At 58.6% G+C, this 19,941-nt stretch carries 18 protein-coding genes and 1 pseudogene; 10 read left to right on the top strand and 9 right to left on the bottom strand.

Annotated features, from left to right (window positions below; translation table 11 throughout):
- Nucleotides 1-121 precede the first annotated feature (121 nt).
- Entirely contained in the window at nt 122-1,552 is a 1,431-nt protein-coding gene (gene ftsP, locus NR177_RS15735) for a cell division protein FtsP (RefSeq protein ID WP_063880948.1), read from the top strand.
- Nucleotides 1,553-1,742: 190 nt separating this feature from the next.
- Here the strand turns inward: ftsP and dkgA are convergent, their stop codons facing one another.
- On the bottom strand, nt 1,743-2,570 hold the full coding sequence (dkgA, locus tag NR177_RS15730) for a 2,5-didehydrogluconate reductase DkgA (protein WP_256853215.1): 828 nt from the start codon (nt 2,568-2,570) through the stop codon (nt 1,743-1,745).
- A 192-nt stretch (nt 2,571-2,762) separates the two neighbouring features.
- Here dkgA and NR177_RS15725 point away from each other — a divergent pair, with 192 nt between their 5' ends.
- Nucleotides 2,763-3,671: an AraC family transcriptional regulator gene (locus tag NR177_RS15725; protein WP_063880946.1), complete on the top strand. Its 909-nt coding sequence runs from the start codon at nt 2,763-2,765 to the stop codon at nt 3,669-3,671.
- Nucleotides 3,672-3,683: 12 nt separating this feature from the next.
- Here NR177_RS15725 and NR177_RS15720 read toward each other — a convergent pair whose 3' ends face one another.
- The 3 genes from NR177_RS15720 to NR177_RS15710 all read right to left on the bottom strand — a co-directional run bounded on the left by NR177_RS15720 (nt 3,684) and on the right by NR177_RS15710 (nt 6,640).
- Nucleotides 3,684-4,346 (bottom strand): DedA family protein, encoded by a 663-nt coding sequence (locus NR177_RS15720; protein ID WP_063880945.1) that lies wholly within the window; start codon nt 4,344-4,346, stop codon nt 3,684-3,686.
- Between the two features lie 219 nt (nt 4,347-4,565).
- On the bottom strand, nt 4,566-5,756 hold the full coding sequence (gene metC, locus NR177_RS15715) for a cystathionine beta-lyase (RefSeq protein WP_063880944.1): 1,191 nt from the start codon (nt 5,754-5,756) through the stop codon (nt 4,566-4,568).
- A 77-nt stretch (nt 5,757-5,833) separates the two neighbouring features.
- Nucleotides 5,834-6,640: an IclR family transcriptional regulator C-terminal domain-containing protein gene (locus tag NR177_RS15710; protein ID WP_256853214.1), complete on the bottom strand. Its 807-nt coding sequence runs from the start codon at nt 6,638-6,640 to the stop codon at nt 5,834-5,836.
- Nucleotides 6,641-6,826: 186 nt separating this feature from the next.
- Between NR177_RS15710 and NR177_RS15705 the strand changes: the two genes are divergently transcribed.
- The 6 genes and pseudogenes from NR177_RS15705 (at nt 6,827) to pcaC (ending at nt 11,876) form a co-directional block, all read left to right on the top strand.
- Nucleotides 6,827-7,516, top strand: a complete 690-nt coding sequence (locus tag NR177_RS15705; protein WP_109716913.1) for a 3-oxoacid CoA-transferase subunit A — start codon at nt 6,827-6,829, stop codon at nt 7,514-7,516.
- A 10-nt stretch (nt 7,517-7,526) separates the two neighbouring features.
- The gene (locus tag NR177_RS15700) at nt 7,527-8,180 is read left to right on the top strand and encodes a 3-oxoacid CoA-transferase subunit B (RefSeq protein WP_256853213.1); all 654 of its coding nucleotides are present in this window, start codon (nt 7,527-7,529) and stop codon (nt 8,178-8,180) included.
- A gap of 10 nt (nt 8,181-8,190) precedes the next feature.
- The gene (pcaF, locus tag NR177_RS15695) at nt 8,191-9,393 is read left to right on the top strand and encodes a 3-oxoadipyl-CoA thiolase (RefSeq protein WP_256853212.1); all 1,203 of its coding nucleotides are present in this window, start codon (nt 8,191-8,193) and stop codon (nt 9,391-9,393) included.
- 3 nt (nt 9,394-9,396) lie between these two features.
- Nucleotides 9,397-10,737 (top strand): 3-carboxy-cis,cis-muconate cycloisomerase, encoded by a 1,341-nt coding sequence (locus NR177_RS15690; protein WP_256853211.1) that lies wholly within the window; start codon nt 9,397-9,399, stop codon nt 10,735-10,737.
- Nucleotides 10,734-11,489, top strand: a pseudogene (pcaD, locus tag NR177_RS15685) (3-oxoadipate enol-lactonase); the annotation flags it as partial. The gene NR177_RS15690 and the pseudogene pcaD, both read left to right, overlap by 4 nt.
- Nucleotides 11,490-11,876 carry a 4-carboxymuconolactone decarboxylase gene (gene pcaC / locus NR177_RS15680; protein WP_241568456.1) on the top strand — a complete coding sequence of 129 codons (387 nt, stop codon included), beginning with the start codon at nt 11,490-11,492 and terminating at the stop codon, nt 11,874-11,876.
- A 9-nt stretch (nt 11,877-11,885) separates the two neighbouring features.
- On the opposite strand, the gene NR177_RS15675 is transcribed toward pcaC, so the two are convergent.
- From NR177_RS15675 to pcaH, 3 genes are read right to left on the bottom strand one after another with little or no spacing between them, the layout of a single operon-like run.
- On the bottom strand, nt 11,886-12,818 hold the full coding sequence (locus tag NR177_RS15675; protein ID WP_109716916.1) for a LysR substrate-binding domain-containing protein: 933 nt from the start codon (nt 12,816-12,818) through the stop codon (nt 11,886-11,888).
- A gap of 60 nt (nt 12,819-12,878) precedes the next feature.
- On the bottom strand, nt 12,879-13,499 hold the full coding sequence (pcaG, locus tag NR177_RS15670) for a protocatechuate 3,4-dioxygenase subunit alpha (protein WP_172897928.1): 621 nt from the start codon (nt 13,497-13,499) through the stop codon (nt 12,879-12,881).
- Entirely contained in the window at nt 13,496-14,236 is a 741-nt protein-coding gene (gene pcaH / locus NR177_RS15665; protein WP_063880935.1) for a protocatechuate 3,4-dioxygenase subunit beta, read from the bottom strand. The genes pcaG and pcaH overlap by 4 nt, the downstream gene beginning before the upstream one ends.
- Nucleotides 14,237-14,467: 231 nt before the next feature.
- Between pcaH and NR177_RS15660 the strand changes: the two genes are divergently transcribed.
- Nucleotides 14,468-16,360, top strand: a complete 1,893-nt coding sequence (locus tag NR177_RS15660) for a bifunctional sugar phosphate isomerase/epimerase/4-hydroxyphenylpyruvate dioxygenase family protein (protein ID WP_256853210.1) — start codon at nt 14,468-14,470, stop codon at nt 16,358-16,360.
- 285 nt (nt 16,361-16,645) lie between these two features.
- Nucleotides 16,646-18,022: an aromatic acid/H+ symport family MFS transporter gene (locus NR177_RS15655; protein ID WP_145394983.1), complete on the top strand. Its 1,377-nt coding sequence runs from the start codon at nt 16,646-16,648 to the stop codon at nt 18,020-18,022.
- A 32-nt stretch (nt 18,023-18,054) separates the two neighbouring features.
- On the opposite strand, the gene NR177_RS15650 is transcribed toward NR177_RS15655, so the two are convergent.
- Nucleotides 18,055-18,504, bottom strand: coding sequence for a hypothetical protein (locus NR177_RS15650; RefSeq protein WP_244915428.1), 450 nt, complete (start codon nt 18,502-18,504; stop codon nt 18,055-18,057).
- Between the two features lie 408 nt (nt 18,505-18,912).
- On the bottom strand, nt 18,913-19,929 hold the full coding sequence (gene malI / locus NR177_RS15645) for a Mal regulon transcriptional regulator MalI (protein ID WP_063880932.1): 1,017 nt from the start codon (nt 19,927-19,929) through the stop codon (nt 18,913-18,915).
- Nucleotides 19,930-19,941: the final 12 nt, after the last annotated feature.

The raw sequence follows: 19,941 nt of genomic DNA, 5'->3' as shown, positions 1-19,941 counted from the left end.
AGTCCTTTGTCGGACTATTCTGCATGGATGCCCCACGGCGGGTTTCGCTCGCCGTGTACGCAGCACAGCAATAAAAACAGAGTTGGCGTTTCAGCGCCACGCGTAAAAGGTCTGAAATTCAATGTCTTTCAGCAGACGTCAGTTTATCCAGCTTTCTGCCGGTGTGGCGCTCAGTGCCACGGTTATGCCTCATGCGGCGCGTGCCGCGTCTGCGCGTGGTGACACGCCGCTTCCTGTTCCACCGCTACTGGAATCGCGCCGTGGTCAGCCGCTGTTTTTAACCCTGCAGCGCAGCCACTGGTCGTTTAACGGTGATAACAATAAAGTCCCGGTCTGGGGCATTAACGGCATGTATCTGGGCCCGACGGTGCGCGTGTACAGCGGTGATGATGTCAAACTGATCTACAGCAATCGCCTTAACGAACCGGTTTCCATGACGGTCAGCGGCCTGCAGGTGCCCGGTGCACTGATGGGCGGTGCGCCGCGTATGATGTCAGCGGGCGTTGACTGGGCACCGGTGCTACCGATTCGCCAGAATGCCGCCACCTGCTGGTATCACGCCAACACCCCAAATCGTATGGCCCCGCACGTGTATAACGGCCTGGCGGGCATGTGGCTGATTGAAGACGACATCAGCAAGCAGTTACCGCTGCCGAAACACTATGGCGTGGACGATTTCCCCCTGATCATTCAGGACAAACGGCTGGATAACTTTGCCACGCCGGTTTATGACCCGCCGGGCGAGGGCGGTTTCCTGGGCGACACGTTGCTGGTCAACGGTGTACGCAATCCCTTTGTTGAGGTCTCGCGCGGTTGGGTACGTCTGCGGTTGCTGAATGCCTCCAATGCGCGACGTTATGAACTGAGCATCAGTGATAACCGCCCCTTTACGGTGATCGCCAGCGATCAGGGCTTCTTGCCGTCACCGGTTGCGGTACAGCGCTTAACCCTGGCACCGGGCGAACGGCGCGAAGTCTTAGTGGATATGTCGCAAGGGGATGAAGTCTCCATCACGGCAGGCACGGCGGCGGGAATTATGGATCGCCTGCGGGGTTTCTTTGAACCCTCCACGATTCTGACCTCAACGCTGGTGCTAACGTTACGGCCTACCGGCCTGCTGCCGCTGGTCACCGATAACCTGCCGATGCGTTTACTGGCCGATCAGATTCTGGACGGTGCGTCGGTGCGCACGCGGGAGTTCCGCATTGGCGACAGTATGCCGGGCATCAACGGTGCCGTATGGGATATGAACCGCATCGACTCCACCGCCCAGCAGGGCACGTTCGAGCGCTGGATTATTCGTGCCGATCGTCCGCAATCCTTCCATATCCAGGGCGTGATGTTCCTGATTAAGAGCGTGAACGGTGCCCAGCCGATGGGCGAAGATCGCGGTTGGAAAGATACCGTCTGGGTGGACGGCGACGTCGAGCTGCTGGTCAGCTTTACGCAAAGTTCGTCAGAGCATTTTCCTTTTGTCTACCACAGTCAGACCCTGGAACTGGCGGATCGCGGCACGGCAGGCCAGTTACTGACGCAACCCACGCTGTCTTAAGGCTGATACCAGGGGAAAGCGGTTTGCCGCGTTCCCCTGCGGCGTCGCCATGACCGCGCGCAGTCACCTGGCCCATACGGACCGGTACGCCCGGTGAAACGCCATGCATTGGGCATCGCGCACCAGAGATAAAAAAGCCTCTCTGGGGCAGAGAGGCTTGATGGGGCAAGATGCAGACAAGGCGGTTGCGTTAGCCGTTGAACGTGTCCGGGTCTGGCCCCAGTCGATTGCCGCTGTCCAGCCTGGCAATCTCGCTCATTTCTGTCTTATCCAGGCGGAAATCAAACACCTTGAAGTTCTCTTCAATGCGCGCAGGCGTTACCGATTTTGGAATCACGACCAGACCACTGTCCAGGTGCCAGCGGATAACGATTTGCGCCGGGGTTTTACTGTATTTCTTCGCCAGCGATTTGATGATGTCCTGATCGAATACACCTTCGCCACCCTGAGCCAGGGGGCTCCAGGATTCTGTCTGAATCTGATGCATGGCGTTCCATGCATGCAGGGTGCGCTGTTGCAGCATCGGATGCAGCTCAATCTGGTTAATCACCGGCGTCACGCCCGTTTCTTCCAGCAGTCGCTTCAGGTGCGGCTGATTAAAGTTACATACGCCGATGCTTTTAACCAGGCCCTGTTGCTGGAGCGCGATCATGTTCTTCCAGGCGTCAATATAGTGATCGTTTTCCGGGCACGGCCAGTGCATCAGATACAGATCGACCTGGTCCAGCTTGAGCTTTTCCAGGCTGGTTTCCAGCGCCTGCTGGACATTTTGCTGGTCGTTATTCCACAGCTTGGTCGTGACAAAGATATCGTCACGCGCGACGTCAGTTTCCTGTAACGCCTGACCAATCGCCTCTTCGTTTTTGTACGCGGCGGCCGTATCAATGGAACGATAGCCGACCTCCAGCGCTTTCAGCACGGCGTGACGCGCATCTTCGACGCTGGCTTGCCACACGCCAAGTCCCAGTTGCGGCATCATGTTACCATCGTGCAGTTTGATAATAGGTTGGTCTGCCATGACATGCTCCTTACATTTGCAGTAAACCAGTGAATCTTCGCTGTGCTTAAGTCTAGCTAACAATTTGCAGGCTGCTTGTGAACCGCACAGGATAACCCTGCCTGATCCTGTCAACTTCTTGCCTGATTCTCCATTTTGCTGGCGAATTAACCAGGTGCGCGGCAAACTGCTATTTTATTTTCTGGAGTGATTATGCCCCACGACGCATTGTGCCAACGTCTGGCTCAACAGGTGGTCACGTTGATGACCCACGGGCGCGAACAGCTGTGCCCGGTAGAAAACGTCTCGCTGATCTATGCCGGTCAGTATCGCCCGCGCACGCCGATCATGTATCAGCCCGGCATCGTTATCCTGTTTCAGGGAAGTAAAACCGGCTATCTCGGCAGTACGGTTTTTCAGTACGATGCCACAAAGTATTTGATGCTGACCGTACCGCTGCCGGTCGAGTGCGAAACCTGGGCGTCACCCGAACAGCCCTTAGCCGGGATGTGTCTGAACGTGGATACCGCCAGTTTGCAGGACCTGCTGATGGCGATTGGTGATGATGAAGGTTTCCAGCCGCAGCCGCTTACCTCCGGTATTCACGCCGGCTGGCTAACCGAGCCGATGTTATGCGCCGCAGAGCGCCTGCTGGATGTGATGACACAACCACGGGATGCCCGCGTGCTGGGACCGGACATTGTGCGGGAAATTATCTATTACGTGCTGACCGGGCCGATCGGCGGGGCGCTGCTGTCGCTGGTCAGTCGTCAAACACAGTTCAGCCAGATTGCCCGGGCGGTGCGGCGCATTGAACATCACTATGCTGACAATCTCAGCGTGGAGGCACTGGCGGCAGAGGTGAATATGAGCGTGTCGGCGTTTCACCATAACTTTAAGGCGGTGACGCAGACGTCGCCGTTGCAGTACCTTAAACGTTATCGCCTGCATCAGGCGCGGCTACTGATGTTGCATGATGGCCTGAAAGCCAGCGTGGCGGCGGTGCGCGTCGGCTATGAAAGCCCCTCGCAGTTTTCACGGGAGTTTAAGCGCTATTTTGGCGTGACGCCGGGAGAAGAAGTGAATCGGGTGCGTCAGACGGTAGCCGAATCCGCCGGCTGACGCAGCCCATGGTCAGGCGTGTTTTTGACGACGCTTTTTCCAGATAACGATGATGCTGCCGACCAGTCCTACCACCAGTAGCACCATCGGTAATATCATCAGGATCGCCATCACCTGATCTTCGTGACGTTTAATAAAGGGCACCTGGCTGATACCGTAACCCATGGTCACTACGATGCCGACCCACAGCAGGCCGCTCAGCCAGTTAAATAACTGGAAACGGCCATTGGACAGCCCGGATATACCTGCCATGGTCGGTAACAGGGTGCGAATAAAAGCCAGAAAGCGGCCAACCAACAGCGCCATCAGGCCATGACGGTTAAACATATTCCATGCGCGTTGATGATATTGCGCCGGGAGCTGCATCAGCCAGCTCTTGACCAGTTTCGTGTTGCCTAGCCAGCGTCCTTGCAGATAACTCAGCCAGCAGCCCAGACTGGCGGCAGTCGTCAGAATCAACAACGTCGGGAAAAAATCCATCACCCCTTTGGCGACCATGGCACCTGCCAGCAGTAGCAGGCTGTCACCGGGCAAAAAAGAGGCAGGCAATAAACCATTTTCCAGAAACAGCGTCATAAACATGACGCTGTAGACGATCCAAACCACATCTGGATTGGCCAGCGCGGCGAAGTCTTGATGCCAAAGCGCGTGCACAATCTCGTGTAAAACACCCATTAGCTATCCCATTACGTCACAATAAGACTTACTCGTTCTGTTCAGACCTGCCTGACCTCTTACTTCCACCACCGCAACAGAGTGCGGTGGAAGGGTAAAATGCTGCGGTTCTTCTGCTGGCTGAACACTTTTTTATAAACTGAATGTTAACAGCTAACCAGCCATGACCGGGTGTTATATCACGACGGTCGGCGCCTGGTTTATATCATGTTTACTATTTTAGCGCGTCAGGCGATCAAAGCCTGCCTCAAGATCGACCCGTAAATCATCCACATGTTCCAGGCCGATATGGAGCCGTATCAGCGTGCCCTCGACGTCAACGCCACCGGCCGGACGAATGGCCGCCAGCTCCTCAGGCTGATTAGCTAAAATCAGCGACTCATAACCGCCCCATGAATAGGCCATGCTGAAATGATGAAAATGGTCGAGGTAATTCGCCAGCTGTTCACGGCTGAGTTTTTGCTGCAGGACAAATGAAAATAAACCGCTGCTGCCGTTAAAGTCACGCTGCCAGAATTCATGTCCCCGGCAGGAAGGCAGTGCCGGATGGTTAACACGCGCCACTTCAGGTCGCGCAGCAAGCCATTCTGCCACCTGTAACGCGCTCTCTTCGTGCTGGCGCAGGCGCACGCCAAGCGTACGCAAGCCACGACTTGCCATGTAAGCCGTATCAGCGTCCACCATCTGACCCATCAGGTAGCTGTTTTCGCGCAGTTGATCCCAGCAGCGGGCGTTGGCGACAGCGGTGCCAATCATGGCGTCACTGTGACCAATCAAGTATTTCGTGCCGGCCTGAATAGAAATATCCACGCCAAGGGCCAGCGGGCTGAACAGCACCCCAGCCGCCCAGGTGTTATCGATCATAATGATGGCGTCGGGCGCTTTAGCGCGCACCGCCGCGACGATAGCGGGAACGTCCTGCACTTCCATCGTGATGGAGGCGGGGGATTCCAGGAAAACCACGCGGGTATTCGGTTGAATCAGTGCGGCGATATCACCACCGATACAGTGATCAAACCAGGTGGTGGATACCTGGAGTTTGCTCAGTATTTTCGTGCAGAAGTCCTGAGTCGGTTCGTAAACCGCCCCACTCATTAAAATGTGGTCGCCCGCTTCAACGAACGCGAGGATGGCATTGGAGACGGCTGCCGCGCCGCAAGGGTAGAGAACACAGCCCGCGCCGCCTTCCAGCTCCGTCATGGCATCCTGCAAGGCGAAATGTGTCAGGGTGCCGCGACGACCATAAAACAGCTCGCCCTTCGCACGTCCTGCGGTGGCACGTTTTTTCTCAGCCACGGTATCAAAGACCAGCGAAGAGGCGCGCTGAATCACCGCGTTCACCGAACCCTGGGTATAACGCTTGTTGCGTCCAGCACTGACGAGTGTGGTATCAATTTTTTTCGTGGTCATAGCTCTCTACTTTGCCGCTTGCAACTCAGACTTCACGTTACCACGAATTCGGCAACGGCGTTGAGCGGCTAAACAGATTATTGCCGCAGCAACAGCGAGATTTCGCGGGCTGCCTCCTGCAACAGCGGTAAATGGTGCTGGCGCAGCATAGCGGCGGAAACCTGTCCGGCATGCACGCCCACATTCAGGGCGGCCACGATCCGGCCATCCGGCGCGCTGAGCGGTACGGCCAGCGATCGTAGTCCGATTTCCAGTTCCTGATCGTTGATGGCGTAACCCTGCTGCCTGACGCGCGCCAGCTCCTCACGCAGCGCGCTACTGCTGACCAGCGTGTGGCTGGTGTAACGCAGTTGGGTTAAACGCGCCAGATAATCATTTAGCGGTTCGCTGGCAAGGCCACTTAACAGCACTCTTCCCATGGAGGTGGTGCTGGCCGGTAAGCGGCTGCCGATATGCAGGTCGATCGTCATGATGCGCGATGCTGACGCACGGGCGATATAGAGAATGTCATCCCCGTCCAGTACCGCCATCGAACAGGATTCGTTCAGCGTCTGGCTGAGCTGGCGCAAAACCGGCTGTGAGGCGCTCGCCAGCGGCGTAGCCCCTAACCAGTTGTGACCCAGAGAGAGCACACGCGGACGCAGTTCAAAGTTTTTACCATCCTCCGCATACACAAACCCCAGCTTGCTCAATGTATAGAGACAGCGCCGCACGGCCGCACGGGGAATGCTGGTACGCTGGCTGATTTGCGACACGGACATCAGACGCCGCTGCGGCGTAAACGCCTGTAGCACCTCCAGTCCCCGCGCCAGTGAGGCCATAAAGTTGGGATCGCCTTTCCAGGGATCGCTGTTAGCGCGCAGTGGTTGTTGTTCATCCGTCATGATGTTCTCCCGTGAGTGGCTGGAGCCGTGCACGCCTGTGTGCGCGATCACAATGCCCCGTTTCAGTCTGTCGTTGACCGATAATCGCACACTATTTCGATTATCGGTATTGTTTGCTGTCACAGAGCGATCTACTTTTTGACTATTCAACACAAACCGGCCTGAGCCGGGCTAAAGGAACAGCAGATGATCGATAAAAGTGTGGCAACGCTGGCAGAGGCCGTTGCGGTGATACCGGACGGGGCCAGCATCATGATTGGCGGGTTCGGGCCCGCAGGCCAGCCCCTGGAACTGATTGATGCGCTGATCGACAGTGGCGTCCGTGGGCTGACGGTGATCAGCAATAACGCCGGTAACGGCGAAAGCGGCCTGGCCGCGCTGCTGAAAGCGGGCTGCGTCGATAAGATGATTTGTTCCTTTCCACGTCAGGTCGATTCGTGGGTCTTCGACGAACGCTATCGCCGTGGGGAAATCGCCCTTGAGCTGGTGCCGCAGGGCAACCTTGCAGCCAGAATGCAGGCAGCCGGGAGCGGCTTAGGCGGGATTTTCACGCCGACCGCCTTTGGTACGCCGCTGGCGGAGGGCAAGGAAACGCGCGAGATCGACGGTCGCCATTACGTGTTTGAAAAACCGCTTAAGGCCGATTTTGCCCTGATAAAAGCGCACCAGGGCGACCGCTGGGGCAACCTCGTTTACCGCAAAGCAGCACGAAACTTTGGGCCGGTGATGGCCATGGCCGCCACCACCACGATTGCCCAGGTCGCAGAACTGGTGCCGCTTGGGCATCTCGATCCAGAAAACGTCGTCACACCGGGCATTTTTGTGCAGCGGCTGGTGGCCGTCGCGCATCCCGTCACCCTGACCGTTTCCGCCTGAGGAACAGACTATGCAAAAACTCACCCGAGACCAACTGGCCCAGCGCGTGGCGCGTGATATTCCTGAAGGTGCTTACGTTAATCTGGGCATCGGCCTGCCCACCCGCATTGCCAACTATCTGCCTGCTGACAAAGAGATCTTTCTGCACAGTGAGAATGGCCTGCTCGGCATGGGGCCGGCACCCGCAGCGGGAGAAGAAGATCCGGAGCTGATCAACGCCGGGAAAGAGCTGGTGACGCTGCTGCCTGGCGGCTGTTTTTTCCACCACGGCGACTCGTTTGCCATGATGCGCGGCGGGCATCTGGATATCTGCGTGATGGGGGCGTACCAGGTGTCGGTTAACGGCGATTTGGCTAACTGGAGTACCGGCGCGCAGGACGCGATTCCTGCCGTGGGCGGGGCGATGGATCTCGCCATTGGCGCGCGCAAAGTCTATGTGATGATGGATTACCTGACCAAAAAAGGCGAGTGCAAGCTGGTGAATCAGTGCAGCTATCCGCTCACCGGTCTGGGCTGTGTCAGTCGTCTTTATACCGATATGGCGGTGATTGATATTACCCCGCAGGGACCGCTGGTGGTGGAGTGCTGCCCCGGACTGAGTTTCGACGCGCTGCAGGCGTTAACGCCGGTGCGCTTATTGCAACCTGAACTGGCGACCGCCTGAGGAGAGACTGATGCAACAGGCATTTATCTGTGATGCGCTACGTACTCCTTTTGGCCGTTACGCGGGCGCGCTTGCCAGCCTGCGCGCTGACGATCTGGCGGCCTTACCCTTAGCCGCGCTGTTAGCCCGCCAGCCTTCCTCGCTGGCGCAGGCCATTGATGATGTGATCTACGGTTGCGCCAACCAGGCCGGAGAAGATAACCGTAATGTGGCGCGTATGGCCCTGTTACTGGCTGGCCTGCCGTCCAGCGTGCCGGGCACTACGCTCAATCGCCTGTGCGGCTCGGGGCTGGATGCCATCGGCACGGCGGCCCGGGCGATCAAATGCGGTGAGGCCAACGTGATGATTGCGGGCGGCGTGGAAAGTATGTCGCGCGCGCCCTTTGTGACCGGCAAAGCAGAAAGCGCGTTTAGCCGTTCCCTGAAAATGGAAGACACGACGATGGGATGGCGCTTCATTAACCCGCAGATGCGCGCCCGCTTTGGGGTCGATACCATGCCGGAAACCGCAGAAAACGTTGCGCGCGAGTTCGCTATCAGCCGTGCCGATCAGGATGCCTTCGCCCTGCGTAGTCAATTACGTACCGCCCGGGCGCAGGAAATGGGGCTGTTCAGTGACGAACTGATGGCGGTGAGCATCCCGCAGCGCAAAGGCGACGCCCTGAACGTCACCTGTGACGAGCATCCGCGCAGCACCTCGCTGGCGGCGCTGGCAGGCCTGAAAGGCGTGGTCAGCCCGGAAGGCAGCGTGACGGCGGGTAATGCGTCGGGCATTAACGACGGCGCCTGCGCCTTGCTGCTGGCAAGCGAGAACGCGGCGGTAGAACATGGACTGACCCCGCTGGTGCGGGTGGTGGCGATGGCGGCCTGTGGCATTGAGCCGCGCATTATGGGCTATGGCCCGGTGCCTGCCGTGCGTAAAGTGCTGGCTCAGAGTGGCCTGACGCTGGCACAAATGGACGTGATCGAATTAAATGAAGCTTTCGCTGCTCAGGCGCTGGCGGTGACGCGCGAACTGGGGTTAGCCGACGATGCGGCCCATGTGAATCCCAACGGTGGCGCAATTGCGCTGGGGCATCCGCTGGGCGCATCAGGCGGCAGGCTGGCCATGACGGCAGCTTACCAGCTGCGGCGCACCGGCGGCCGGTACGCGCTCTGCACCATGTGTGTAGGCGTTGGGCAGGGAATCGCACTCATTCTGGAACGGGTATAACCAATGTCTCTTTACCGCGCCATGTTTATGGCTTCTCCGCTTAGCGACAGCTTCAGCGATACGGCCCTGCTCCAGGGAATGCTGGATTTTGAAGCCGGGCTGGCACAGGCGCTGGCAGTAGCCGGGGTGATCGATCACGCATCCGCCCGCTGTATTCAGTCCTGTTGCCGGGCGCAGGCGATCGATCGGGCGGCGCTGACGCAGGCTGCGGGGCTGGCTGGTAACCTGGCGATTCCGCTGGTGAAACAGCTTACGGCCGTGGTGGCGGCGACGTCGCCCGACGCCGCGCGCTATGTGCACTGGGGCGCAACCAGTCAGGATGCGATCGACAGTGGTCTGATGCTGCAACTGCGCGCCGCGCTTAACGACACGGCGGTGCTGCTGGACCGGCTTATTGCCGCACTGGTTCTTCAGTGCGAGCGACACAGCACGACGCTGATGGTTGGCCGGACCTGGCTGCAGCACGCTTTACCGGTGACGTTGGGCCTGAAGCTGGCGGGCACGCTGGATGCGCTGGTGCGCTTCCGCGCGCGGCTGGTGGCCATGCGGCCCCGGGTGCTGGCGCTTCAGTTCGGCGGAGCGGCAGGCACGCTGGCGTCGCTGGGGGAAAAGGGCGAGCGCGTAGAGCAGGCACTGTCCGAGGCGTTGGATCTGCCGCGTAGCGCCACGCCCTGGCATGCCCAACGCGACAGGATCACCGAGCTGGCTGGCTGGTATGCCGGTCTTACCGGTACGCTGGGTAAACTGGCCCGGGACATGTCGCTCCTGATACAGAGCGAAGTCGGTGAAATCAGTGAACCCCGGGCACCGGGGCGCGGCGGCTCTTCTACCATGCCGCACAAACGTAATCCGGTGCTCTGTGCCGCGATTCTCAGCGCCGCCAACCGGGTCCCGGGCCTGATGTCGGGCCTGTATGCTGGCCAGGTTCAGGAGCACGAGCGTGCGCTGGGCGGCTGGCAGGCAGAGTGGCAGAGCCTGCCGCAGCTGACAGAACTCAGTGGCGCGGCGCTGGTGCACAGCACGGAACTGATCGACGGCCTTGAAGTGCATGAAGAAGCCATGCAACGCAATCTCGGTCTGACGCAGGGATTAATTATGGCCGAAGCGGTCACGCTGGCGCTGGGAGAGTCGCTGGGACGACAACAGGCACACCATCATATTGAGCAGTGCTGCCGCCGGGCGCTGGAGACGCAGCAGAGTTTGCTGACCATTCTGTGTGCAGATGACACCGTTGTCTCGCACCTGAGCCGGCCTGCACTGGAGACGCTGCTCGATCCGGCCACCGCTACGGGCAGCGCATCGCGCTTTATTCACCAGGTTTTAGCGGCTGCGAGGGAATCATGACGCTGCATTACGTACTTGAGGGGCCAGACGATGCCCCGGTTATTCTGTTCAGCAACTCCTTAGGCACCACATCAGAGATGTGGCAGCCGCAGCGCGATGCGCTGATCAACCAGTATCGCATCCTGCGTTACGACGTTCCCGGCCACGGTGCCTCGGCACCGGACGGACAAACCCGTTCGCTGGAACAACTGGGGAGCAAGGTTCTGTCGCTGCTGGATACGCTGGGCATCGACAGGGTGCACTTTTGCGGCATCTCAATGGGCGGGCTGACCGGACTCTGGCTGGCGCGTTTTCATCCTCAACGCCTGATGACATTAACGGTCGCCAACAGTGCGGCAAAGATCGGCGAGCCAGCGGCCTGGCAGCAGCGGGCGGCAGTTGTCCGTCAGCACGGCATGACCGCTATCACGGAGAGCGCGGCTGCGCGCTGGTTTACGCCGGCATTCTGTGAACGCGCGCCCGCGACGGTACAAAGCCTGCTATCGCAGCTCAGCGCCTGCGATGCCGAAAGCTATGCCGACTGCTGTGAAGCCCTGGCGACAGCCGATTTGCGCCATGAACTGGCGGCGATTTCGCTACCTGTGCTGGTGATTGCCGGACGGGACGACAAGGTCACCACGGTGGCCGATGCGGATGCGATGGTTGCACAGATTCCGGGCGCGCAGCGTGTCGTGCTGCCCGCCTCGCATCTGTCCAGCGTGGAGGTGTGGCTGGCGTTTAACCGTGCGCTGCAGCCTTTTATTGACGCTCAGCTGACGCAGGATCAACGCTATCAGCAGGGCATGAGGGTGCGGAGGGCCGTGCTTGGCGAAGCCCATGTGGACCGTACGTTGGAAAACCTGTCGCCGCTGAATGACGAGTTCCAGAACTTTATCAGCCGCTATGCCTGGGGCGAGATCTGGACCCGTCCTGGCCTGACTCGCCACACGCGCAGCCTGATCACCATCGGCATGCTGATTGCGCTCAACCGGGAAGCAGAGCTGAAGATGCACCTGCGGGCCGCGTTCAATAACGGCGTCAGCCGGGATGAAATCAAAGAGCTGCTGATGCATGCTGCCCTCTATTGCGGCCTGCCGGCCTCCAACGCTGCATTCCATCTGGCGCAGACGGTATTCGATGAGCAGGATAGCGCGCGGTAAACGGCGATGTCAGACAGGCACGTCCAGCACCCGTTGCCGCAAGGCCGCTACCAGTTGCAGCTGCTCAGGTGGCGGCGTTTGCTGCTGACGGGTCAGGATGCCGACCGCTTCAGCCATGCCCTGGCTGGGAAGCGGCAAGGTGCGTAGCTGGTTGCTGGTCAGGTCGTCGCGCACCGCGCCGTAGGGCACCAGCCAGACGTAACCGTGCCCCAGCGTCAGACGACGGGCCAGCGTGGTGGACAGGGTTTCCACTGCGCCATCCGGTAAGGTCAGGCCATGGCTGGTCATCAGTGATTCGGCGTTCTGGCGCGGCACCGTCCCGCGAGGAGACAGGATCAGCGGCCAGCTGAGGGCTTCGGCCAGCGTCACGCCGGCGTGCAACAGTGGATGATGCGGGGCCACCACCAGGCGCAGGGTTTCCAGATACAGCAGCTCGAAATTCAGCCCCTCCATCAACACGGGTTCGGCCATGCGGCCAATCCCCAGCGCCATCTGTCCCGATTTTATCCCCATCAGCAGGGCATCGTTCGCCAGCGTGCTGACCTGGATGCGCCAGCCGGGATAGTGCTGCTGCAGGCTGGCTAACACTGGCGCAACGACGCTGATTATGGCGGTAGGCAGCGCGCCAAGGTGCAGCGGCGCGGGCTGAGGCGCGCAGCCGGGTCGCATGACCTGGTCAGCAATATTCAGGGCATCCAGAATACGAATGGCGTCGTGCAGGAAACGCGCGCCGCTGGCGGTAAGCTCGGTTCCCTGGCGGCTTCGCAGCAACAGTTGCTCACCGGTAAGGAATTCGAGTTCGTTAAGGGTTTTGGACAGGGCAGGCTGGGTAATGCCCAGATGGAGGGCGGCACGACCCAGCGTCCCCTGCTGCGCGGTGGCAACAAAAGCGTGAAGATGACGCAGGCGCACGCGCTGACTAAACCGGGAAACCCTATCCATGGCTCATGTTATGAATTTGCCGCCGAAGCGGCAAGAACAATGTTGCAAGGAAGTTAAGAATCAGATGTCAAAGAACACGGTTTCTTTTTCACCCTGCAGCCAGATATCGAAGCGGTAGATCGTCTCATCGCCGCGCTGTTCACGCTGCGCCAGTAAGGTGCTGCGTCGCGTTTCCCATTCAATTAAATTCAGCACCGGATCGCTGGCATTTGCCGCCTGTTCATCGGCGAAGTAGAGCCGGGTATTCAGACCGATGTTAATGCCCCGAGCCACAATCCACAGGTTCAGGTGCGGGGCCATGGGGCGGCCATCGCGCCCGGTCACGCTGCCGGGTTTAATGGTGTTGATACGCCAGATACCGCTGTCAAAATCCGAGCAGGTCCGCCCCCAGCCACGAAACGCCGGGTCCAGCGGTTTATCGTGCTGCTGGTCAGCGGGGTGCTGATAGCGTCCCTCGGCATTGGCCTGCCACACTTCAATCAGCACATCGCGAACCGGCGTGCCGGAACCGTCGTAAACGCAGCCTTCAACTACAATGCGCTCGCCGCGCGTTTCCGGCTGGGTCAGCACCTCACTAAAGTTATTTTCAAAAATATCAAAGCCTGCCGCATGGGGCGCCAGGCCAATGTGCACATAAGGCCCGGCGGTTTGCGACGCCGTTTCGGCAAGATAGCGTTTCATGATGCGGCTCCCTGGGTCCGGTTTTCGAACCAGGTCGCACGATGACCGCGCAGGACCAGGTCAAAGCGATAGGCCAGGCAATCCAGCGGCACAGCGGAGTGCGTATCCAGTTCTGCAATCAGCGTTCGCACGGCGTCCTCGCTGCCTACCGACTGAACAATCGGACAGCGGCCTACCAGCGGATCGCCCTCAAAATACATCTGGGTAATCAGTCGCTGGGCAAAGGCTTCGCCAGACAGGGAAAAATGAATATGCGCCGGCCGCCAGTCGCTGACCTGATTGCGCCAGGGATAAGGGCCGGGCTTGATGGTGCGAAAACAGTAGTAACCGTTGTCGTCTGTCAGCATACGACCGCAACCGCCAAAGTTAGGATCGATAGGCGCAAGATACTGATCTTTTTTATGACGATAGCGTCCTCCGGCATTGGCCTGCCACACCTCAACCAGGGCATTTTTTACTGGCTGACCAAACGCATCACGCACGTAGCCATGCACGATAATGCGTTCGCCGATGGGCAAACCCTCTTTCGCGTAATTGAGGATCAGGTCACTGTCTCGTGGCCCAAGCTCCTGGCGGGTAAACACCGGCGCGGTGATTTCTGATAATGAGTTTTGCAACGAAATCAGCGCATTGCGCGGGGATCGCAACAGGCTTGTTTTATACAAGGGCGCGAGGGCCGGTGGGTGATCACGGTAATCACGATGCACCAGTTCGCGGGCGGGCCAGTCATTTTTCATCCAGGCATCCTTTATTATTTTTCGGCTACAGAGCAGGAAGTGTAGGAAGCGCAACTTGTAAAAGAAAAGTGAAAAATTGTCGGCTTTGTCATAACCAAAAATCATGACCAGTTACACATTGACGAAATGTTCCAACTGGTTCATAACAATTGCCAATCTCCGTCAGTGGAACGCCTCGCTGCTGACTGGCTGCTTTAAGGTCACCCGGTGACCGTTTATCTGGAGGCAACAATGAAACGTTCTATCGCAACGGTCTCGGTATCGGGCACGCTGCCGGACAAACTGCGGGCCATCGCCGCCGCAGGCTTTGATGGCGTTGAAATTTTCGATAACGATCTGGTCTATTATCCCGGCTCACCCGTGGAAATCCGCCAGCTGTGTGAACAGCTCGGGCTGGAGATTTTGCTGTTTCAACCCTTCCGTGACTTCGAGGGCGGCCCGCGTGACAGGCTGGCGCACAACCTTGCGCGCGCGGCGCGGAAGTTTGAAGTCATGCAACAGCTGGGCTGTCAGCGGATGCTGCTCTGCAGCAACGTCTCACCCGACTGCAGTGACGATTTCGCCACTCAGGTCAGCGATCTTAAGGCACTGGCAGAGCTGGCGGAGCAACACGGTATTACTCTCGGTTATGAGGCGCTGGCCTGGGGACGCCATGTCAGCCTGTGGCGCGATGCCTGGGCCAGAGTCGAGGCCGTCAACCATCCAGCGCTGGGCATCGTGCTCGACAGTTTTCACATTTTGTCGCGCGGCGACAGCCTTGACGGGCTTGACGTGGTGCCGCCAGAGAAGATTGTGTTTGTGCAACTGGCGGATGCGCCGCTGCTGAAAATGGACGTGCTGTCATGGAGTCGCCACTTCCGCTGCTTTCCCGGCCAGGGCGAATTCAATCTGACTCAGTTTATGACGCAGCTGTCTGCCCATGGTTACCGGGACGCCTGGTCGCTGGAGATTTTTAACGACGGATTCCGTGCTTCGCCGGTAGTGCCGACCGCCCAGGACGGTTATCGATCGCTGCTGTGGCTTGAGGAGCAAACCCGTGACTGGCTGATCAAACAGCCGCTGCTGCCCAGTGCGCTGGCTTCCCTGGCCGGAGACGGGCTGTTTCACTCTGCGCCCCAGCCGCCGCTGCTGTCACTGGAGTTCATCGAATTTGCCGTCAGCCACAACGACGCACTGGCCCTGGGGCAATGGCTGACGCAGCTTGGCCTGGTTCATGCGGGGGATCATCGCTCCAAGCAGGTGGCGCTGTATCGCAACGGCAAGGTGCATGTGATCCTGAATGCCCAGCCGGAGAGCCAGGCCAGCGGGTATTATCATCAACACGGCATTTCGCTGTGTGCGGTGGCGTGGCGGGTTCGCGGAGTCGATAAGCTGATTAAACGCGCGCAGGACTATGGTTACGCCATCTGGCAGGGAGAGACCGGCCCGAACGAACGCCAGATACCGGCGCTATGTGCCCCCGACGGCAGCCTGATCTATCTGGTGGAAGATGAGCCAGCAGGTCAGGACGGTTACCACAACGATTTTCATTTAACGCACCGCACAGCGCCGCAGCCCGCGATGCAGACGATCGATCATTTGGCGATTGCCCTGCCCGATGACACACGCGATAACTGGATTATGTTCCTGCGCAGCGTGCCGGGTTTTGTGCAGGATACCGAGTGGGAACTGCCCGATCCGCTGGGTCTGGTGCGCAGTCGGGTGCTGCGGAGTCCCAACGATGCGATTCGCCTGCCGCTGAATATGTCGGTCAGCCGGGAAACCCAAATTGCCCGTGCCTTAACGACCTATCAGGGCGCAGGATTACAGCACGTCGCCTTTGGCTGTGACGACCTGTTTAGCGCGGTAAAAGCCGCGCGCGAACGCGGTCTAAAAACCTTACCGATTCCCGATAACTATTATCAGGACCTGATGGCGCGCTTCGATCTCGATGCCGATTTTCTGGCGCAGCTGCAACGCTACGATGTGTTGTATGACCGTGATGAACAGGGCGGGGAACTGCTGCATGTCTATACCGTTCCCTATGAAAAAGGCCGCTTTTTCTTCGAATTGCTGGAACGGCGTGGCGGCTATCGCGGCTTTGGCGCGGCCAATGCGCCCGTGCGGCTGACCGCCATGCGGTAATCCTTCGACGGGCCAGTTTCGCTGGCCCGTTATCCTGCACCTGTCTCCTCTGTAGCGCATCCCTCCGCCTGAAAACACGCCCGATCCCGCTCACAATCCTTAGCGGATAACGGGAGCCATGCTGTCAGAAAAATTGCCTTATATAACAATCTAATAACGCGATAATGAATTTTATTTAACGCATTGTTGCGCGATAAACGCACAAAATTTCGATTATCGCCGTTTATCGCCCTACAGCGCCTGCATATAGTAACCCCACATAACGTATTTCACCGGAGAGTCACCGTGGCGGAAAGCAAAACAATTGATGTTCGGGCGTTAATCGACAGCCGCCCGCTGGGGATGTGGCAAAAGATGGTGGTGCTGTTTGGCTTCTGCATCATCGCCCTTGATGGATTTGATATTGCCATCATGGGATTTATTGCACCTGAATTAAAAGCCGACTGGGGGATCACCAACCGCGAGCTGGGGCTGATTATCAGCGCAGCGCTGGTGGGACTGGCGCTGGGCGCGATGCTCTCTGGTCCCCTGTCTGACAGGCTGGGCCGCAAAGTGGTCATTATTAACAGCGTGTTCTTTTTTGGTGCCTGGACGCTGATCACCGCCTTTTCGCAAAACATGGAGCAGATGATCCTGTTTCGCTTCCTGACCGGTCTGGGATTGGGTGCGGCGATGCCCAATGTGGGTACGCTGGTGGCCGAATTTGCGCCTGCCAGGCGGCGGGCCTTTCTCATCACCGTGGTGTTTTGCGGCTTCACCTTTGGTGCCGCGCTGGGAGGCTTTGCCGCTTCATGGCTGATGCCGCACTTTGGCTGGCACGCCGTACTGATGCTGGGCGGCATCCTGCCGATGCTGTTCGTGCCGTTGCTGCTCTGGGCGCTGCCGGAGTCGGTGTGCTTTTTAGTGGTCAGGCGCGCTGCCAGCAAAAAAATTCACCGTATTCTGGCTAAGCTGGCGCCGGATCTGGACCTGCAACAGTGCAGCGTCGAGCTGCCGCCCGTCAGCAAAGCGAACGCGCAGCCGGTAAAAGTGGTACTCAATGACGCGTATCGGTTTGGCAGCCTGATGCTGTGGGGCGCCTATTTTACCGCCCTGTTTTTGTTCTACACCCTGGGCAGTTGGCTACCCATGCTGATTAAAGATAACGGTTTTGACGTGGTACAGGCTGCGATTATTACTGCGCTGTTCCAGGCAGGCGGCACCTGCGGTTCGCTGTTTTCGGGTTGGTTAATGGACAGGATTGAGTCGCACCGGGCGCTGTCGCTGATTTACGGTGCGGGCGCGCTGTTCACGGTCGGTATGGGATTTTCGCTTGCGCACCCGGTGCTGCTGGGCGGTTGTGCCATGATGATCGGCTTTTGCATCGGTGGCGCTAACACTGGAATGAATGCGCTCTCGGCCAGCTTTTATCCGACCGAGGCCCGCGCGACCGGCTCCAGTTGGATGCACGGCGTGGGACGCATCGGCGCGATTCTGAGCGCGTTGGTCGGGGCAGAGATGCTGGCGCTGGGCTGGGGATTTGCCACCATTTTTGCCGTACTGGCTATTCCGGCGTTGTTAACGGTGGCGATGATTACGGCAAAAGGACGTTATCAGCAGCGCCAGGCCGCCAGCAGAAGCACGCCTTCCCGCTGGGGAATTAGCCCAGGGGATATCCGCTAATCAGGGCTATGTTACGCCCAGATGCTGTCCGCTCAGGGCACACAGCCGGTTGAGGTGGTCGGCGTGTTCAGCGGCGGGCTCACCCCGGATGGCATTTCTTGATATTGCCGTCCGGTGCAGGGCGACGACGGTGGCAGCGGGTGCTGTCTGAGCAATGTGTCAGGCGAGAACAAAGAGGGTTCTGCCGGGCTGGCACGGACGGGCTGCTCTGGCTCGGGATCGGCCCGGAAGGGCGGACGTACCTGGCTTCTTTTCTTCTTACCTGAGTGATGGTCGTGACGAAAACGCTTTAACCTGCCCGGCGGGGCCGCGCTGCGTGAGGCATGGATGAAACGAATCAGTGCCACGCTGCGCAACTGGCGACTAAAACATTTAACCATCCCGGATGAGGGTTTACCGGATTCATAACAGCGCCTGAAAAAGTGCAAAGTGATCAGGGTATTGGTGGCGGCATAGCAGGCTCCCGAACAGTGTGAAGCCATGTTTGAACCGGGTAGCAGCAGTGATACAAACAAAAAACAGCGAGACAGCCAGAGCAGCATCGTCCGGTCTGGCGGCGGGCAGGGATCGGATGACGTCTCGCTTGCCTGGATTAAGGCGTTACTGGCGTGAGAAAGGGTGCCGTCAGGCCCGGCGAAAACGGGAGCGGGAGACAGGCGTGATGGGCGATCTCCCTCACGAGTAAGGTCAGCGTGGTCATGCGGTAAACGGCGGCCTCGTAATGAAAGCCACGGTATTGTCCGACGTAAAAGCGAAAGTAGGCTGGTTATGATTGCATTGCTCATAGTCTGTTTATCATTCTGTTTGCGCAACAATCGTGCGCGGGGATTCCCCCTGCTCACGAAAGCGATTTTTCACTGACTCGCTTCTCTGACAATGGAAATGCCGATTTATGCTGACTCTCGTGTAATTAATTGGCCCGATAATAAAATACGCTGCGTTTGCCGTTCGGGTTCTTTCACCTGACGCAGGATAAGTTCCGCCGCCTGCCGCCCGGATTCTTCACTGGCGGAAGAAACATAGGTGAAAGAGGGCGAGGTCAGGTTCACGTGCAGCATGTCTTCAAAGCCCACCAGCGCGACCTGTTGGGTCAGGAACACATCTTTACCCACGGTGCGCCCCGTATGATGAATCCCTGAAATCGCCCCAATGATCGCATCCGGCGAGTGACAGAGCAGGGCGGTAATGGTGTTGTTCTGCTCCAGTAACTGGCGAGTGGCATAAGCGGCGGCCTGGGTATCGGCCCGACAGGACGGCGTAAACCCTTCCCGCAGCGCCAGCCCGTGCTGGGTCAGGGCACTGCGAAACCCGAGTAAGCGCTGTTGCCGGATCAGATCCCCTTCAATCCCGCCAATGTAAGCAATATTGCGATGACCGCGTTCTATCAGATAGCGCGTCGCCAGGTGCGCGGCCTGGCGGTTATCACGCATCACCAGATTGCACTTCTCTGCCAGCAGCGACTGCGATACCACCACCAGCGGCAAAGGGCAGTGCAGGAGTTGCTCGGGCAGGCTGGCGTTTCGCGTGTTTGACGCCAGATAGACGACCCCGGCGACGCCTTGCTGTTTAAACGAAAGCAGGCAGCGTGCCAGCGATTCGTCGTCGTCAGTGGGCTGGCCCAGAAATACCAGGTAGCCCTGCTTTTCAAGCTGCTGAACAATGCTTGCCATCACCTTGACAGAGAAACTGTCGCTGAAATCGCGCAGAATCAAACCGATAAGGTTAGAGGTACTGGCGCGCAGATTCGCCGCGGCCACATTCTGCACATAGTCGAGCGCATCAATGGCGGCGTGAACTTTCCTGATGGTGGCATCGGATATTTTTCCTTTCTGACGCAGCACCAGTGAAACGGTCGAAACCGAAACACCGGCATGTTTAGCAACGTCAGTAATGCTGACTCTCTTCAAACCTGCTCCCTG

Source organism: Pantoea sp. Fr+CA_20 (assembly GCF_024520835.1).
In the GTDB taxonomy this organism is placed as follows: Bacteria; Pseudomonadota; Gammaproteobacteria; order Enterobacterales; family Enterobacteriaceae; genus Pantoea; species Pantoea allii.
This window is presented reverse-complemented; position numbering and strand designations above follow the sequence as displayed.

What these genes read in the sequence shown, in the direction of transcription:
- dkgA (WP_256853215.1), bottom strand. Translation starts at nt 2,570, where the DNA reads ATGGCAGACCAACCTATTATCAAACTGCACGATGGTAACATGATGCCG.
- ftsP (WP_063880948.1), top strand. Translation starts at nt 122, where the DNA reads ATGTCTTTCAGCAGACGTCAGTTTATCCAGCTTTCTGCCGGTGTGGCG.
- NR177_RS15725 (WP_063880946.1), top strand. Translation starts at nt 2,763, where the DNA reads ATGCCCCACGACGCATTGTGCCAACGTCTGGCTCAACAGGTGGTCACG.
- pcaF (WP_256853212.1), top strand. Translation starts at nt 8,191, where the DNA reads ATGCAACAGGCATTTATCTGTGATGCGCTACGTACTCCTTTTGGCCGT.
- NR177_RS15700 (WP_256853213.1), top strand. Translation starts at nt 7,527, where the DNA reads ATGCAAAAACTCACCCGAGACCAACTGGCCCAGCGCGTGGCGCGTGAT.
- NR177_RS15705 (WP_109716913.1), top strand. Translation starts at nt 6,827, where the DNA reads ATGATCGATAAAAGTGTGGCAACGCTGGCAGAGGCCGTTGCGGTGATA.
- metC (WP_063880944.1), bottom strand. Translation starts at nt 5,756, where the DNA reads ATGACCACGAAAAAAATTGATACCACACTCGTCAGTGCTGGACGCAAC.
- NR177_RS15690 (WP_256853211.1), top strand. Translation starts at nt 9,397, where the DNA reads ATGTCTCTTTACCGCGCCATGTTTATGGCTTCTCCGCTTAGCGACAGC.
- pcaG (WP_172897928.1), bottom strand. Translation starts at nt 13,499, where the DNA reads ATGAAACGCTATCTTGCCGAAACGGCGTCGCAAACCGCCGGGCCTTAT.
- NR177_RS15650 (WP_244915428.1), bottom strand. Translation starts at nt 18,504, where the DNA reads ATGGCTTCACACTGTTCGGGAGCCTGCTATGCCGCCACCAATACCCTG.
- NR177_RS15675 (WP_109716916.1), bottom strand. Translation starts at nt 12,818, where the DNA reads ATGGATAGGGTTTCCCGGTTTAGTCAGCGCGTGCGCCTGCGTCATCTT.
- pcaH (WP_063880935.1), bottom strand. Translation starts at nt 14,236, where the DNA reads ATGAAAAATGACTGGCCCGCCCGCGAACTGGTGCATCGTGATTACCGT.
- NR177_RS15710 (WP_256853214.1), bottom strand. Translation starts at nt 6,640, where the DNA reads ATGACGGATGAACAACAACCACTGCGCGCTAACAGCGATCCCTGGAAA.
- NR177_RS15720 (WP_063880945.1), bottom strand. Translation starts at nt 4,346, where the DNA reads ATGGGTGTTTTACACGAGATTGTGCACGCGCTTTGGCATCAAGACTTC.
- NR177_RS15660 (WP_256853210.1), top strand. Translation starts at nt 14,468, where the DNA reads ATGAAACGTTCTATCGCAACGGTCTCGGTATCGGGCACGCTGCCGGAC.